Source organism: Citrobacter sp. FDAARGOS_156, from assembly GCF_001559235.2.
Lineage (GTDB): Bacteria > Pseudomonadota > Gammaproteobacteria > Enterobacterales > Enterobacteriaceae > Citrobacter > Citrobacter youngae.
Map to the genome: position 1 here is coordinate 1,441,910 of NZ_CP014030.2, position 13,675 is coordinate 1,455,584.

Here is a 13,675-nt window from a genome sequence, read left to right on the forward strand (position 1 = left end):
AATCGATGGAAAGTAATAACAAGCTAAAGCGTGGGCTGAGCACCCGGCACATTCGCTTTATGGCATTAGGTTCAGCAATTGGTACCGGGCTGTTCTATGGTTCAGCCGATGCCATCAAAATGGCGGGGCCGAGCGTGTTGCTGGCCTATATTATCGGCGGTGTGGCGGCGTATATTATTATGCGTGCGCTGGGCGAAATGTCTGTTCATAACCCGGCTGCCAGCTCTTTCTCGCGCTATGCGCAGGAAAACCTCGGACCGTTGGCTGGTTACATTACCGGCTGGACCTACTGTTTTGAAATCCTGATTGTCGCCATTGCCGACGTGACTGCCTTTGGTATTTACATGGGCGTCTGGTTCCCGGCCGTACCGCACTGGATTTGGGTACTCAGCGTAGTGCTGATTATCTGCGCCATCAACCTGATGAGCGTGAAGGTGTTTGGCGAGCTGGAGTTCTGGTTCTCATTCTTCAAAGTTGCCACCATCATCATCATGATTGTTGCCGGTTTCGGTATCATCATTTGGGGGATTGGCAACGGCGGGCAACCGACTGGTATCCATAACCTGTGGAGCAACGGTGGTTTCTTCAGCAACGGCTGGCTCGGCATGGTGATGTCGCTGCAAATGGTGATGTTCGCTTACGGCGGGATTGAGATTATCGGGATTACCGCAGGCGAAGCCAAAGACCCGGAAAAATCTATTCCGCGCGCCATCAATTCCGTACCAATGCGTATCCTGGTGTTTTATGTGGGGACGTTGTTCGTCATTATGTCTATCTACCCGTGGAACCAGGTGGGAACCGACGGTAGCCCGTTCGTTATGACGTTCCAGCATATGGGCATTACCTTTGCTGCCGGGATCCTCAACTTTGTCGTCCTGACTGCGTCGCTGTCGGCCATCAACTCTGACGTCTTCGGTGTGGGGCGTATGCTGCACGGTATGGCAGAGCAGGGCAGTGCCCCGAAAATGTTCGCCAAAACGTCGCGTCGTGGCGTGCCGTGGGTTACGGTGATGGTGATGACCATCGCGCTGCTGTTTTCGGTGTATCTTAACTACATCATGCCGGAAAACGTCTTCCTGGTGATCGCTTCGCTGGCAACGTTCGCCACGGTTTGGGTGTGGATTATGATCCTGCTGTCGCAGATTGCTTTCCGTCGTCGTCTGCCGCCGGAAGAGGTCAAAGCGCTGAAGTTTAAAGTACCGGGTGGGGTAACGACGACCGTTGTTGGCCTGATTTTCCTGGTCTTTATCATCGCTCTGATTGGCTATCATCCGGATACCCGCATTTCGCTGTACGTCGGTTTTGCGTGGATTCTCCTGCTGCTTGCTGGCTGGGTATTCAAACGCCGTCGCGAGCGCCAACTGGCTGAAGTGCAGTAATTTTTTTACTGGGTGGTAATGTTGGTTCGTAGTTGAATTTGGCAATTGCTCTTTATTTAAAAAACGAAGTTGAATAATCAACTTCGTTTTTATTTGTATAAACATGGTGAATGTTTAGTGTTTAATAATGAAAGATAATAATCATTTTCTTTGTTTGCCATCAAACTATTATGAGCGTTTTTTGAAAGTTTGATGAGGGTTTTTATGTTATTTTTCTGCTGCTTTATGGTTTTTATATTCCTTCTTGTAAAGTATAACTATTATTAATGAGATTAAATGAGGAACTTTATGGGTATAAATGATATTCCAGCAGACTGCTCTACAAAGAGTAGAACTCATAATAACCCGGGAGTTAGGGGTAATAGTACATGTGAGGTTTCTGTCTTTAACTCTAAAACTAACAAATTAGTTGGAGTGGCAAATAGTGGACAAACACCCACAAATATTAGTGGTTTAATATCACAAGGACCACGGCCATTACCACAGGCCGGTATAAAGAAGGCCAGTATAGAGATTTGTGTGCCGAAACCTTCACCAGGAGCGGTACGCGCGCAGGCGTCGGTGCAGACCCCTCCGCCGGTGCCGCCCCGTACAGATGTGCACAAGCAGGCGTCGGTGCAGACCCCTCCGCCGGTGCCGCCCCGTACAGATGTGCACAAGCAGGCGTCGGTGCAGACCCCTCCGCCGGTGCCGCCCCGTACAGATGTGCACAAGCAGGCGTCGGTGCAGACCCCTCCGCCGGTGCCGCCCCGTACAGATGTGCACAAGCAGGCGTCGGTGCAGACCCCTCCGCAGGTGCCGCCCCGTACAGATGTGCATAAGCAGGCGTCGGTGCAGATCCGCCCGCAGGTGCCGCCCCGTACAGATGTGCACAAGCAGGTGTCGGTGCAGACCCCTCCGCCGGTACCGCCCCGTACAGATGTGCACAAGCAGGCGTCGGTGCAGACCCCTCCGCCGGTGCCGCCCCGTACAGATGTGCACAAGCAGGTGTCGGTGCAGACCCCTCCGCCGGTACCGCCCCGTACAGATGTGCACAAGCAGGCGTCGGTGCAGACCCGCCCGCAGGTGCCGCCCCGTACAGATGTGCATAAGCAGGCGTCGGTGCAGACCCGCCCGCAGGTGCCGCTCCGTACAGATGTGCACGGGCAGGCTGCGGTGCAGAATACCCCACGGCCTGCACCCCCTGGAGCAGAAGACTTGCGGAGGTCGGAATTAAAACGTGAAGTTCTTCTACAGCCAGAAACAAAGGTAATGAGTAATCCAAAGAGCCATGTAGCGAAAAATGCAACTATTCAAGCGGAGAATGTCGCTAAGGTAAAAAACGACGTTGTAAAGAAAAATAGTGTTCCAGAAAAAAAATCACTTAAGGATAAAATCCTGCAACTTAAGAATAAAATCCTGCAATTTTTTAGTATTCACCACAGCAAGGATGCCTTGCTAAATCTGGAACAGAGAAAAGCTTTAGCTTATGAAAATAGGGACTTAATTAATAAAGGTGTTAGGAATATTCTTGCTCTCGATGTGCCTCAAAGTAATGAATCAACACGTCTTGAAGCATTTGGGGTTTTTAGGAGGGCGCATCGCGAAGCCAATAACACTCAAACATATTTTCAACAAACCATAAATAAAATGGCTGAAGGTAATGGAGATCTGTTTAATGATGGTGACGATGTAGTTGCTTTCTTTAATATATTCAAATATGCCATCAATCAGGCATACAGTGAAATGAAAAGTGGTCAAGACAAGGAGACAGCCAAGAATGCTTTCAACGAAATGGTGTCATTGCTCGGTTCAATGCAACAGCATTTTGCCAATGCCGATAAAAATACCTATAACTTTAATAATGTAGCGCAAGTTATGTTCAGTGGTATGCCTGAAGCGCTCTCCCATCTAAATTTGGAAAAGCCTACTTTCAATTTGCCTGATGGCCAATAAGTATTCATTGTTTACCGGGTAGTCTGACGTTACCCGGTAATTTTCTCCTCCCCCGCACTCCTCCCCCAATAAACGTTAAGATGATGAGTGATCCTGTACTTCGCTATGGCAAGGTGTCGTCATTATCATCAAAGGGGATACGTGATGTTGAACGCCTGGCACCTTCCGGTTGCCCCATTTGTGAAGCAAAACAAAGATCAACTGACGATTACGTTATGGCTGGCGGGGGAAAATCCTCCTCAGCGGGTGACGCTACGCGCGGAAAACGATAACGAAGAAATTTCTCTGAGCATGCACAAACTGCGTAGCCAACCGCAGCCGGGCGTGAACGCGTGGCGAGCGGCGATCGATCTTACCAGCGGGCAGTCCCGCCGACGCTATAGCTTTAAATTACTGTGGCGCGATCGCCAGTTGTGGTTCACCCCGCAGGGATTCAACCGCTTTCCGCCTGCGCGTCTGGAGCAGTTTGCTGTTGATGTACCGGATAACGGTCCGCAGTGGGTTGCCGATCAGATTTTTTATCAGATTTTCCCGGATCGCTTTGCCCGCGGCCAGTCGCGTGAAGCGACTCAGGATAACGTCTATTACCACCACGCGGCCGGACACGACATCGTGCGGCGCGAATGGGATGAACCGCTTACGGCTCAGGCCGATGGTTCGACGTTTTATGGCGGAGATTTGGGCGGCATCAGCGAGAAACTGCCGTATCTGAAGACGTTAGGGGTAACGGCGCTGTATCTGAATCCGGTGTTTATCGCGCCGAGCGTACATAAATATGATACTGAAGATTACCGCCATGTTGATCCGCAGTTTGGCGGCGACAGGGCGCTGCTGCGCCTGCGTCACAATACGCAACAGCAGGGCATGCGGCTGATTCTGGACGGTGTCTTTAACCATAGCGGCGATTCGCATGCCTGGTTTGACCGACATCATCGCGGGACGGACGGGGCGTGCCATAACCCACACTCCCCCTGGCGCGACTGGTACCATTTCTCTGATGATGGGGTTGCGCTGGACTGGTTGGGGTACTCAAGCCTACCCAAACTGGACTTTTCCTCTGAAAGCCTGGTAAATGAAATTTATCGTGGCGAAGACAGCATTGTTCGCCACTGGCTAAAAGCACCGTGGAGTATGGACGGCTGGCGTCTGGATGTCGTGCATATGCTGGGAGAGGCCGGTGGCGCACGTAATAACTTGCAGCATGTCGCCGGAATTACGCAGGCGGCGAAAGAAACCCAGCCAGAGGCGTATGTGGTGGGTGAACATTTTGGCGATGCGCGTCAGTGGTTGCAGGCCGATGCGGAAGATGCCGCCATGAACTATCGCGGTTTTACTTTCCCCCTCTGGGGATTCCTCGCCAATACCGATATTTCATACGACCCACAATCTATTGACGCTCAGACCTGTATGGCGTGGATGGATAACTACCGCGCGGGGTTGTCGCATCAGCAGCAGTTGCGGATGTTTAATCAGCTCGACAGCCACGATACCGCCCGTTTTAAATCTCTGCTTGGTAAAGACGTTGCACGGTTACCGCTGGCGGTGGTGTGGCTGTTTACCTGGCCTGGCGTGCCCTGTATTTACTACGGCGACGAAGTGGGGCTGGATGGAAATAACGATCCTTTTTGTCGCAAACCGTTCCCGTGGCAGCCTGAAAAACAGGACGCTGACCTGCTGGCGTTGTATCAGCGTCTGGCCAAATTACGTCACCAGATCCAGGCGCTACGCCACGGTGGGTGCCAGGTGATTTACGCCGAGGATAACGTGGTGGTGTTTGCACGCGTGCTAAACCGCCAGCGCGTGTTGGTGGCGATAAACCGCGGCCACGCTTGTGAAGTCGTGCTGCCAGCCTCACCGTTGCTCAATGTCAGTCAATGGCAGCACAAAGAGGGCAAAGGCCAACTCGTCGATGATATCCTGACGCTGCCCGCAATATCGGCTTCAGTCTGGATGAGTCATTGATACAAGCGCGCAATTTCCCCACTGGCCAGCAGCGCGTCTCGCCACCAGCGCTGCGCCAGTCCTTCGCTACTATTGCGCCATGCCATATAGGCGACGTCTTTTTGACGAAATGAGATAACCTTCTTTTCCACCAGTTCACCGCTGGCAATCCATGGGCTGGCAATGTGGCGGGGGAGAAATCCGCAGCCCATTCCCGCCCGCAGCAGCATCACCTTACTGTGGAAATCATCGACGCGAATTTGCGCCTGTTCATCCATCAGGTTGGTCTGTAATGGGTGGCAAAAGCGAGCGCTGTCGCTGATAACAATCGCCCGGTGCAGACACAATTGCTCATTCGTCAGGTCATCAGGCGCGCTCGCCAGCGGGTGTCCTGGGGCGACGACAAAGACATTGTCCAGCGTGCCGAGCATTTTGTAGGACCAGGCCGCTGACGTTGGTGGTTCATTAATCGCCCCCAGAATGATATCTGCTCCATTATGGGTCAGCTCCTCCCATGAACCCGCCAGCGTATGGTGGGTGAAGTTGAGACGGGTCTGTTTATTAAGTGCATGAAATTCATCAATAATAGGTAGCAGCGCGGCAAAGGGAAAAGAATCATCGAGCGCTATTGCCAGCTCCTTTTCCCAGCCAGAACTTAGCTGTATTGCCTGCTTTTCGAGATCTTTTGCCGCACTCAGCAGTAGACGCCCTTTTTCCAGCATCATCCGTCCGGTGTCGGTGAATTTTGCCCGGTGTCCGGAACGGTCAAGCAATTCGATGTTCAGATCGCTTTCCAGCTTCTGAATCATATAGCTGAGTGCCGCAGGGGTTTTAAACAGCGATTCGGCCGCCGCAGCAAATGACCCCTGTTTGTCGAGTGCGTCGAGGATCAGCAGAACATCCAGATTGAGGCGCATAAGCAGAAAATATCCTGAAAATTAAACCTCTCTGTTTTACCGAATGGAGAAAAACAATGCCAGTGAATAAATTAGATGAGTCATGCGCATTTTTTTGATGTTGTTTAGGATATATCGCAACACAGAACGAATAGTTTCACAGGACGGTAAGTTTTCTTTAATAACTCGTTAGAAATTTCCCGCTATACTCAACAAGCTTTCTGATTCAGGATCCTGCTGCTGACGGCAGATACAGACCGTTACCTTTTAACTTATTGATTAAGAAGGTGTGCTATGTCTATTCGGGAACTGATTGACCCTCAAAACTCTACGCTAATTTTTATTGACCATCAGCCGCAAATGTCATTTGGTGTGGCGAATATTGATCGCCAGACATTGAAAAATAATACCGTTGCATTAGCCAAAACCGGGAAAATATTCAATGTTCCAGTAATTTATACTTCAGTAGAAACGAAAAGTTTTAGCGGATATATCTGGCCGGAATTGTTAGCTGTTCATCCTGATGTGAAACCGATTGAACGCACCTCGATGAACTCCTGGGAAGATGCAGCCTTTGTTAAGGCGGTAGAAGCGACCGGGCGTAAAAAACTGATTATTTCCGCGTTGTGGACCGAAGTGTGCCTGACCTTCCCGGCGCTGATGGCGCTGGAAGCGGGCTACGAAGTGTATGTGGTAACAGACACTTCAGGCGGCACGTCGGTGGATGCCCATGAACGTTCCATCGATCGCATGGTGCAGGCGGGTGCTGTACCTGTGACCTGGCAACAGGTTCTTCTTGAGTACCAGCGCGACTGGTCCCGCAAAGAAACCTACGACGCCGTTATGGATTTGGTGCGTGAACACAGCGGCGCCTACGGTATGGGTGTGGATTACGCGTATACCATGGTGCATGGCGCGCCGGAACGTAAAGCCTGAATACACGCCATCTTTCATGTTGCCTCTTTGATGGCTTAGTTTGCGTACCCCGGTCACTGACTTATGTAAGTGACCGGGGCTACACAATCTTGCCGCCTCGATGTTTCACGAATAATTGTGTATTGCTTTCATGGCTTAAGCAGGTCAATTTCCCTTTAGCAAGGAACCTTTCATGGCGCAGAACAAACATGTGACGTTGGTAATTACTCACACCCTGCGGCCTGACCAGGCGCAGCGTTATGAGCAGTGGTTGGGGAAAATCATGCCGCTGGCCGCCGAGTTTCCCGGACATCTTGGGGCGAATGTCATTCGACCCACAGATGGACAAAATCTGTGGAACATCATCATTCGCTTCGACACCCTTGAGCATCTGTATAACTGGACTCAATCTGATACGCGCCGGGAGCTGGTTGAGGAAATTGCGCCGCTGCTGGCCGAAGGCGATAAAACAGAAGTGCGCACCGAAGCGGCCTTCTGGTTTACGCCGCCAGCCCCCCATGTACGTCAGCCCAAACGTTGGAAGCAGTTTTTGATAACGCTGCTGGTGATTTTCCCCAGTACCAACCTGGTGCCGTGGCTGACCGGCATTCTGCTGCCTTCAATGAAAGGCTCGTTACTCCTGCATCTGATTAATGATGCCTGTGTGGTTGCGCTGGTGGTCTGGTTGTGGATGCCCATCGTAACCCGTCTGTTTGCCGGATGGCTGAAAAAAGCCTGACCGGTTTCTCAGGAGATTGTTATGTCTCAAACTGCCACACTGATTCTGACTCACGGAAAAATTCATACTCTCGAAAAGCAAAGCCCGCAGGTAGAGGCGGTGGCGATCGCTAACGGGAAGATCCTCGCGACGGGTAGTCACGATCGGGTAATGAGCTTTGCGACCGACGGTACGCAGATTGTCGATCTGCAGGGACACACCGTGATCCCGGGTTTAAATGATTCGCACCTGCACCTCATTCGCGGTGGGTTGAACTACAACCTGGAGCTGCGCTGGGAAGGTGTCCCATCGCTCGCAGATGCGCTGCGCATGCTCAAAGAGCAAGCCGATCGGACGCCGTCTCCGCAATGGGTGCGGGTGGTCGGCGGCTGGAGCGAGTTTCAGTTTGCCGAACGGCGCATGCCAACCCTGGAAGAACTGAATGAAGCTGCTCCGGATACCCCGGTTTTTGTTCTGCATCTCTACGACCGGGCTTTGCTGAACCGCGCTGCGTTGAAAGCCGTCGGCTACACCAAAGCGACGCCGGATCCGGCGGGCGGTGAGATTGTGCGTGACAGCAACGGCAATCCAACCGGAATGTTGATAGCCAAACCGAACGCCATGATCCTCTATTCGACGCTGGCGAAAGGGCCAAAACTGCCGTTAGAGATGCAAGTTAACTCGACCCGCCAGTTTATGCGTGAACTGAACCGACTGGGGCTGACCAGCGCCATCGATGCCGGCGGCGGCTTCCAGAACTACCCGGAAGATTACGAGATCATCGAGCAACTGCACGCGAACCAGCAGATGACGGTGCGTATTGCCTACAACCTGTTTACCCAGCGTCCGAAGCAGGAAGTGGAAGACTTTGAGCGCTGGACGGATATGCTCAAACCCGGGCAGGGAACCGATTTCTATCGTGCTAACGGGGCAGGGGAAATGTTGGTCTTCTCGGCGGCTGACTTCGAAGATTTCCTGCAGCCACGCCCGGATTTACCGGAAGGGATGGAAGAGGAACTGGAGCGCGTGGTGCGCCACCTGGTGGAACATCGTTGGCCGTTCCGCCTGCATGCCACCTACGATGAATCCATCAGCCGCATGCTCGACGTGTTTGAGAAGGTGAACCGTGACATCCCGTTCAATGGCCTGCACTGGTTCTTCGATCACGCCGAAACGATTACTGAACGCAACATCGAGCGGGTAAAAGCGCTGGGCGGTGGCATTGCAGTTCAGCACCGTATGGCATTCCAGGGCGAGTATTTTATCGATCGCTTTGGCAAAGAGGCGGTTAAACATACGCCGCCGGTGGCGAAAATGCTGGCGGCTGATGTGCCGGTTGGCCTGGGTACCGATGCTACGCGCGTGGCAAGTTACAACCCGTGGACAGCGTTGTACTGGCTGGTATCAGGACGCACCGTTGGCGGTATGGCGATGTATGATGATAACAACCGTCTGGCGCGCGATGTGGCGCTGGAACTGTGGACAGCAGGCAGTGCCTGGTTCTCCAGCGAGCAGGGTAAGAAAGGGCGTATTGAAAAGGATCAACTGGCAGATCTGGTGGTGCTGTCAAAAGACTATTTCAGCGTGCCGGAAGAAGAGATCAAAGGCATTGAGTCGGTGATGACGATTGTCGACGGCAAGGTTGTTTATGCCGCCGGACATTTCACCCCACTGGCACCGCCGGCCATCCCGGTTGTACCTGACTGGTCGCCGGTAGTGAAGGTGCCGGGGCACTATCGCTCAGCGCCTCCTGCTGCGGCAAAAATTGGCGCAATGGTGCAGATGCATCAGTGCTGTGGCAGCTGCGGCGTACACGGTCATCAGCATGATATAGCGCGTAAATCGGGGATTCCTGTGTCAGATGACCGGGCCTTCTGGGGTGCGCTCGGTTGTTCCTGCTTCGCGTTTTAACGGACGGGTCAGAGCCAATAAAAAAGGCCGCTTTTGCGGCCTTTTTTCGATTCATGCCAATTACAGGCTGGAAACGTTTTCAGTCAGGTATTTTGCTACGCCGTCCGGAGAGGCGTTCATACCTTCTTTACCTTTTTCCCACTGTGCCGGGCAAACGTCGCCGTGTTCTTCGTGGAACTGCAGCGCGTCAACCATACGCAGCATTTCGTCGATGTTACGACCCAGCGGCAGGTCGTTAACCACCTGGTGACGAACAACGCCGTTAGCGTCGATCAGGAAAGAACCACGCAGAGCAACGCCCGCTTCCGGGTGCTCGATGCCGTAGGCTTTCTGGATTTCGCGTTTGATGTCAGCAACCATTGCGTATTTCACTGCACCGATGCCGCCTTTGTCGACAGGGGTGTTACGCCATGCGTTGTGGACAAATTCAGAGTCAAAAGAAACGCCAACCACTTCAACGCCACGTTTCTGGAATTCTTCGTAACGCTTGTCGAATGCGATCAGTTCAGACGGGCAAACGAAGGTGAAGTCCATCGGCCAGAAGAACAGAACGGTGGTTTTACCGTTGGTATGCTGTTTGAAGTTGAAGTTATCAACAATCTCACCGCTACCCAGTACCGCAGCTGCTGTGAAATCCGGAGCCTGACGAGTTACCAGTACCATATAATTCTCCTGCAAAGTTAAGGGGTTTTTGGAACGCAACGCGGGCCAGTATAGAGAGTGTTCGGGAATAAGACAAAGAGGCGCTGGCAATCAATGAGACAGGTTTTGTCTATCAATCTTTTGCCGGATGACGGCTACTGCTTATCCGGCGCGTCATGCGGGCTACAATCAAAGGGTTTTACGCCGCGCCTGGTCCATCATTTGCGGATAAAACTGCCAGAATCGTTCTTCTAACGCATCGTAATGCGTATTGAGGTCATACCATGAGTCGCGTAGGGCATCGAGACGTGGACGGCGACTGGCCATGCCGTTGAGTACGTTCTGGATAAAATCCATGTCGCGATAGCGCTCAAGCCATTTCTCTGACCACATATAATTGTTCAGATTAATAAAGCGCGGCGGTGATTCTGGCAGAATAGTGGCAACCTGGGTGTGCGCGTAGCGCACAAAATCCGTCAGCGGGAAATCGGGAGAGATTTCCGACCAGTGGCGCGACAGAAAATGATCCCACATGACGTCCAGTGTAATCGGTGCGACGCGACGCGTTTCGCTACGAAACCACTCCTTGGCTTCACGCACCTGTGGCAGGTTATCGGTCATTACGTCGATGCGACGGTGCATGAAGATGCCTTCCACCACGTCGGGCGAATAGTGCGTTTGGGGATTACCCCGGACAAAATCGGCCAGCAGATTGCCGGAAAGCGAGCTATCGGCAAGGTGGGCCAGGTGCAGGTGTGCAAGAAAATTCATATCCACTTCATCCTTCAAACTGCCTCTTTGTTGGCTGCTGAGTTACTCGTCTCGTCCTGAGACTCGCCCTTACGGGCCGTCGCTTTGCGACGTTCAAATCTGTTCCTGACAGATTTGTCACTCACCCCAGTCACTTACTTGAGTAAGCTCCGGGGACTCATTCAGTTGCCGCCTTGATGCATCTTGAATGATTTTGTGTATAGATTATGTCTCTTAACTTGAGGGGTAAAGGTTGCAGGGAGAACGCCCCGGCACTAGACTACCCGCCTCTTATTTTAGTCTGAGTCAGTGTCATGCGCGTTACCGATTTCACCTTTGAATTACCCGAATCCCTGATTGCCCACTATCCGCAAGCTGAGCGCAGCAGTTGCCGCTTGCTGTCACTGGATGGGCCGACGGGCGCGCTGACGCACGGTACTTTCACTGATTTGCTCGATAAGCTCAACCCTGGAGATCTGCTGGTCTTTAATAATACCCGCGTGATCCCGGCTCGTCTGTTTGGCCGTAAAGCCAGTGGCGGCAAGATTGAAGTGCTGGTCGAGCGTATGCTGGATGACAAACGTATTCTGGCGCATATTCGTGCTTCAAAAGCGCCGAAGCCGGGCGCCGAGCTGCTGCTGGGCGATGACGAAAGCATTAAAGCAACGATGGTGGCGCGCCATGACGCGCTGTTTGAAGTTGAGTTTAACGACGAACGCAGTGTGCTGGATATTCTGAACGCCATCGGCCATATGCCGTTGCCGCCGTACATCGACCGTCCGGATGAAGACGCCGACCGCGAGCTGTACCAGACCGTGTACAGCGAAAAACCGGGTGCCGTCGCTGCGCCGACTGCGGGTCTGCATTTTGACGATCCGCTGCTGGCTAAACTGCGCGATAAAGGCATTGAAATGGCGTTCGTCACCCTGCACGTTGGTGCGGGTACTTTCCAGCCGGTGCGCGTAGACACTATTGAAGACCACATTATGCACTCCGAATATGCGGAAGTGCCGCAGGATGTGGTTGATGCTGTGCTGGCGGCGAAAGCCCGCGGCAACCGCGTGATTGCAGTAGGTACCACCTCCGTACGTTCACTGGAAAGCGCAGCGCAGGCAGCCAAAAACGACCTTATTGAACCGTTCTTCGGCGATACGCAGATCTTCATCTATCCAGGCTATCAATACAAAGTGATAGACGCGTTGGTGACCAACTTCCATCTGCCGGAATCGACGCTGATCATGCTGGTTTCCGCATTTGCTGGCTACAAAAACACCATGCACGCCTATCATGAAGCGGTAAAAGCGGAATATCGCTTTTTTAGTTACGGGGATGCGATGTTTATCACGTACAATCCGCAGGCTATTTCTGAGCGTGTCGGGGAATAAGTTTCCGGCATGAGTGTTTAAAACGTCGGACTGTTTTTCTGACGCAGGAGTGAAGATGAAATTTGAACTGGACACCACAGACGGTCGCGCTCGCCGCGGCCGCCTGGTTTTTGATCGTGGCGTAGTGGAAACGCCTGCTTTTATGCCGGTCGGTACTTACGGCACAGTAAAAGGTATGACGCCGGAAGAAGTTGAAGCGACCGGCGCACAGATCATCCTCGGCAACACTTTCCACCTGTGGCTGCGCCCGGGTCAGGAAATCATGAAGCTGCACGGCGATCTGCACGATTTCATGCAGTGGAAAGGCCCAATCCTCACCGATTCTGGTGGCTTCCAGGTATTCAGTCTGGGCGACATCCGTAAGATAACCGAACAAGGCGTGCATTTCCGTAACCCGATCAACGGCGATCCGATTTTCCTCGATCCTGAGAAGTCGATGGAGATTCAATACGATCTCGGTTCCGATATCGTGATGATCTTCGACGAATGTACACCGTATCCTGCCGACTGGGACTATGCTAAACGCTCGATGGAGATGTCTTTGCGTTGGGCGAAGCGCAGCCGTGACCGTTTTGATAGCCTCGGCAACAAAAATGCGCTTTTTGGCATCATTCAGGGCAGTGTTTACGAAGATTTACGTGATATCTCCGTCAAAGGTCTGGTAGATATCGGCTTTGATGGCTACGCTGTCGGCGGTTTGGCTGTTGGTGAACCGAAGGAAGATATGCACCGCATTCTGGAGCATGTTTGCCCGCAGATTCCGGCTGATAAACCGCGTTACCTGATGGGCGTCGGTAAACCAGAAGATCTGGTTGAAGGCGTGCGTCGCGGTATCGATATGTTTGACTGCGTGATGCCAACGCGAAATGCCCGTAATGGTCATTTGTTTGTGACTGACGGCGTGGTAAAAATTCGTAACGCGAAACATAAAAGCGACACCAGTCCGCTCGATGCTGAGTGTGATTGCTACACCTGTCGCAATTATTCGCGCGCATACTTGCATCATCTTGACCGTTGCAACGAAATATTGGGCGCGCGACTCAACACGATTCATAACCTTCGCTACTACCAGCGTTTGATGGCGGGTTTACGCAAGGCTATTGAAGAGGGTAAATTAGAGAGCTTCGTGACCGATTTTTACCAACGTCAGGGTAGACCAGTTCCACCTGTGAACGTTGATTAATTTTAATAATGAGGGAATTT

At 52.4% G+C, this 13,675-nt stretch carries 11 protein-coding genes; 8 read left to right on the top strand and 3 right to left on the bottom strand.

The features are described from left to right. Nucleotides 1-5 precede the first annotated feature (5 nt). The 3 genes from proY to malZ all read left to right on the top strand — a co-directional run bounded on the left by proY (nucleotide 6) and on the right by malZ (nucleotide 5,276). Nucleotides 6-1,379, top strand: a complete 1,374-nt coding sequence (gene proY / locus AL515_RS06980; RefSeq protein ID WP_061067409.1) for a proline-specific permease ProY — start codon at nucleotides 6-8, stop codon at nucleotides 1,377-1,379. A 519-nt stretch (nucleotides 1,380-1,898) separates the two neighbouring features. After that, nucleotides 1,899-3,314 (top strand): hypothetical protein, encoded by a 1,416-nt coding sequence (locus AL515_RS06985; protein ID WP_129533665.1) that lies wholly within the window; start codon nucleotides 1,899-1,901, stop codon nucleotides 3,312-3,314. Nucleotides 3,315-3,458: 144 nt separating this feature from the next. Further along, the gene (gene malZ / locus AL515_RS06990) at nucleotides 3,459-5,276 is read left to right on the top strand and encodes a maltodextrin glucosidase (RefSeq protein WP_061067411.1); all 1,818 of its coding nucleotides are present in this window, start codon (nucleotides 3,459-3,461) and stop codon (nucleotides 5,274-5,276) included. On the opposite strand, the gene AL515_RS06995 is transcribed toward malZ, so the two are convergent. Next, nucleotides 5,270-6,172 (bottom strand): LysR family transcriptional regulator, encoded by a 903-nt coding sequence (locus tag AL515_RS06995; RefSeq protein WP_061067412.1) that lies wholly within the window; start codon nucleotides 6,170-6,172, stop codon nucleotides 5,270-5,272. The two genes, malZ and AL515_RS06995, sit on opposite strands and share 7 nt — an antisense overlap. Before the next feature lie 273 nt (nucleotides 6,173-6,445). On the opposite strand from AL515_RS06995, the gene AL515_RS07000 reads away from it, so the two are divergent. From AL515_RS07000 to AL515_RS07010, 3 genes are all read left to right on the top strand, one after another. Further along, nucleotides 6,446-7,087: a hydrolase gene (locus tag AL515_RS07000; protein WP_048212446.1), complete on the top strand. Its 642-nt coding sequence runs from the start codon at nucleotides 6,446-6,448 to the stop codon at nucleotides 7,085-7,087. A 172-nt stretch (nucleotides 7,088-7,259) separates the two neighbouring features. Beyond that, entirely contained in the window at nucleotides 7,260-7,805 is a 546-nt protein-coding gene (locus AL515_RS07005) for an antibiotic biosynthesis monooxygenase (RefSeq protein ID WP_005125120.1), read from the top strand. Between the two features lie 21 nt (nucleotides 7,806-7,826). After that, on the top strand, nucleotides 7,827-9,695 hold the full coding sequence (locus AL515_RS07010) for an amidohydrolase (RefSeq protein WP_061067413.1): 1,869 nt from the start codon (nucleotides 7,827-7,829) through the stop codon (nucleotides 9,693-9,695). Between the two features lie 60 nt (nucleotides 9,696-9,755). On the opposite strand, the gene AL515_RS07015 is transcribed toward AL515_RS07010, so the two are convergent. Together AL515_RS07015 and acpH are read right to left on the bottom strand one after the other, a co-directional pair. Then, nucleotides 9,756-10,358, bottom strand: coding sequence for a peroxiredoxin (locus AL515_RS07015; RefSeq protein ID WP_048212444.1), 603 nt, complete (start codon nucleotides 10,356-10,358; stop codon nucleotides 9,756-9,758). Nucleotides 10,359-10,526: 168 nt separating this feature from the next. Next, complete coding sequence (gene acpH / locus AL515_RS07020) at nucleotides 10,527-11,108, bottom strand: ACP phosphodiesterase (protein WP_048212443.1); 582 nt, start codon at nucleotides 11,106-11,108, stop codon at nucleotides 10,527-10,529. A gap of 293 nt (nucleotides 11,109-11,401) precedes the next feature. Between acpH and queA the strand changes: the two genes are divergently transcribed. Further along, nucleotides 11,402-12,472, top strand: coding sequence for a tRNA preQ1(34) S-adenosylmethionine ribosyltransferase-isomerase QueA (gene queA / locus AL515_RS07025; protein WP_061067414.1), 1,071 nt, complete (start codon nucleotides 11,402-11,404; stop codon nucleotides 12,470-12,472). 55 nt (nucleotides 12,473-12,527) lie between these two features. Next, nucleotides 12,528-13,655: a tRNA guanosine(34) transglycosylase Tgt gene (gene tgt, locus AL515_RS07030; RefSeq protein WP_003021535.1), complete on the top strand. Its 1,128-nt coding sequence runs from the start codon at nucleotides 12,528-12,530 to the stop codon at nucleotides 13,653-13,655. Nucleotides 13,656-13,675: the final 20 nt, after the last annotated feature.

Excerpts from the sequence above, each read along its gene's own strand:
- AL515_RS06995 (WP_061067412.1), bottom strand. The coding sequence starts at position 6,172 with ATGCGCCTCAATCTGGATGTTCTGCTGATCCTCGACGCACTCGACAAA.
- queA (WP_061067414.1), top strand. The coding sequence starts at position 11,402 with ATGCGCGTTACCGATTTCACCTTTGAATTACCCGAATCCCTGATTGCC.
- acpH (WP_048212443.1), bottom strand. The coding sequence starts at position 11,108 with ATGAATTTTCTTGCACACCTGCACCTGGCCCACCTTGCCGATAGCTCG.
- tgt (WP_003021535.1), top strand. The coding sequence starts at position 12,528 with ATGAAATTTGAACTGGACACCACAGACGGTCGCGCTCGCCGCGGCCGC.
- AL515_RS07010 (WP_061067413.1), top strand. The coding sequence starts at position 7,827 with ATGTCTCAAACTGCCACACTGATTCTGACTCACGGAAAAATTCATACT.
- proY (WP_061067409.1), top strand. The coding sequence starts at position 6 with ATGGAAAGTAATAACAAGCTAAAGCGTGGGCTGAGCACCCGGCACATT.
- AL515_RS07015 (WP_048212444.1), bottom strand. The coding sequence starts at position 10,358 with ATGGTACTGGTAACTCGTCAGGCTCCGGATTTCACAGCAGCTGCGGTA.
- malZ (WP_061067411.1), top strand. The coding sequence starts at position 3,459 with ATGTTGAACGCCTGGCACCTTCCGGTTGCCCCATTTGTGAAGCAAAAC.
- AL515_RS07005 (WP_005125120.1), top strand. The coding sequence starts at position 7,260 with ATGGCGCAGAACAAACATGTGACGTTGGTAATTACTCACACCCTGCGG.
- AL515_RS07000 (WP_048212446.1), top strand. The coding sequence starts at position 6,446 with ATGTCTATTCGGGAACTGATTGACCCTCAAAACTCTACGCTAATTTTT.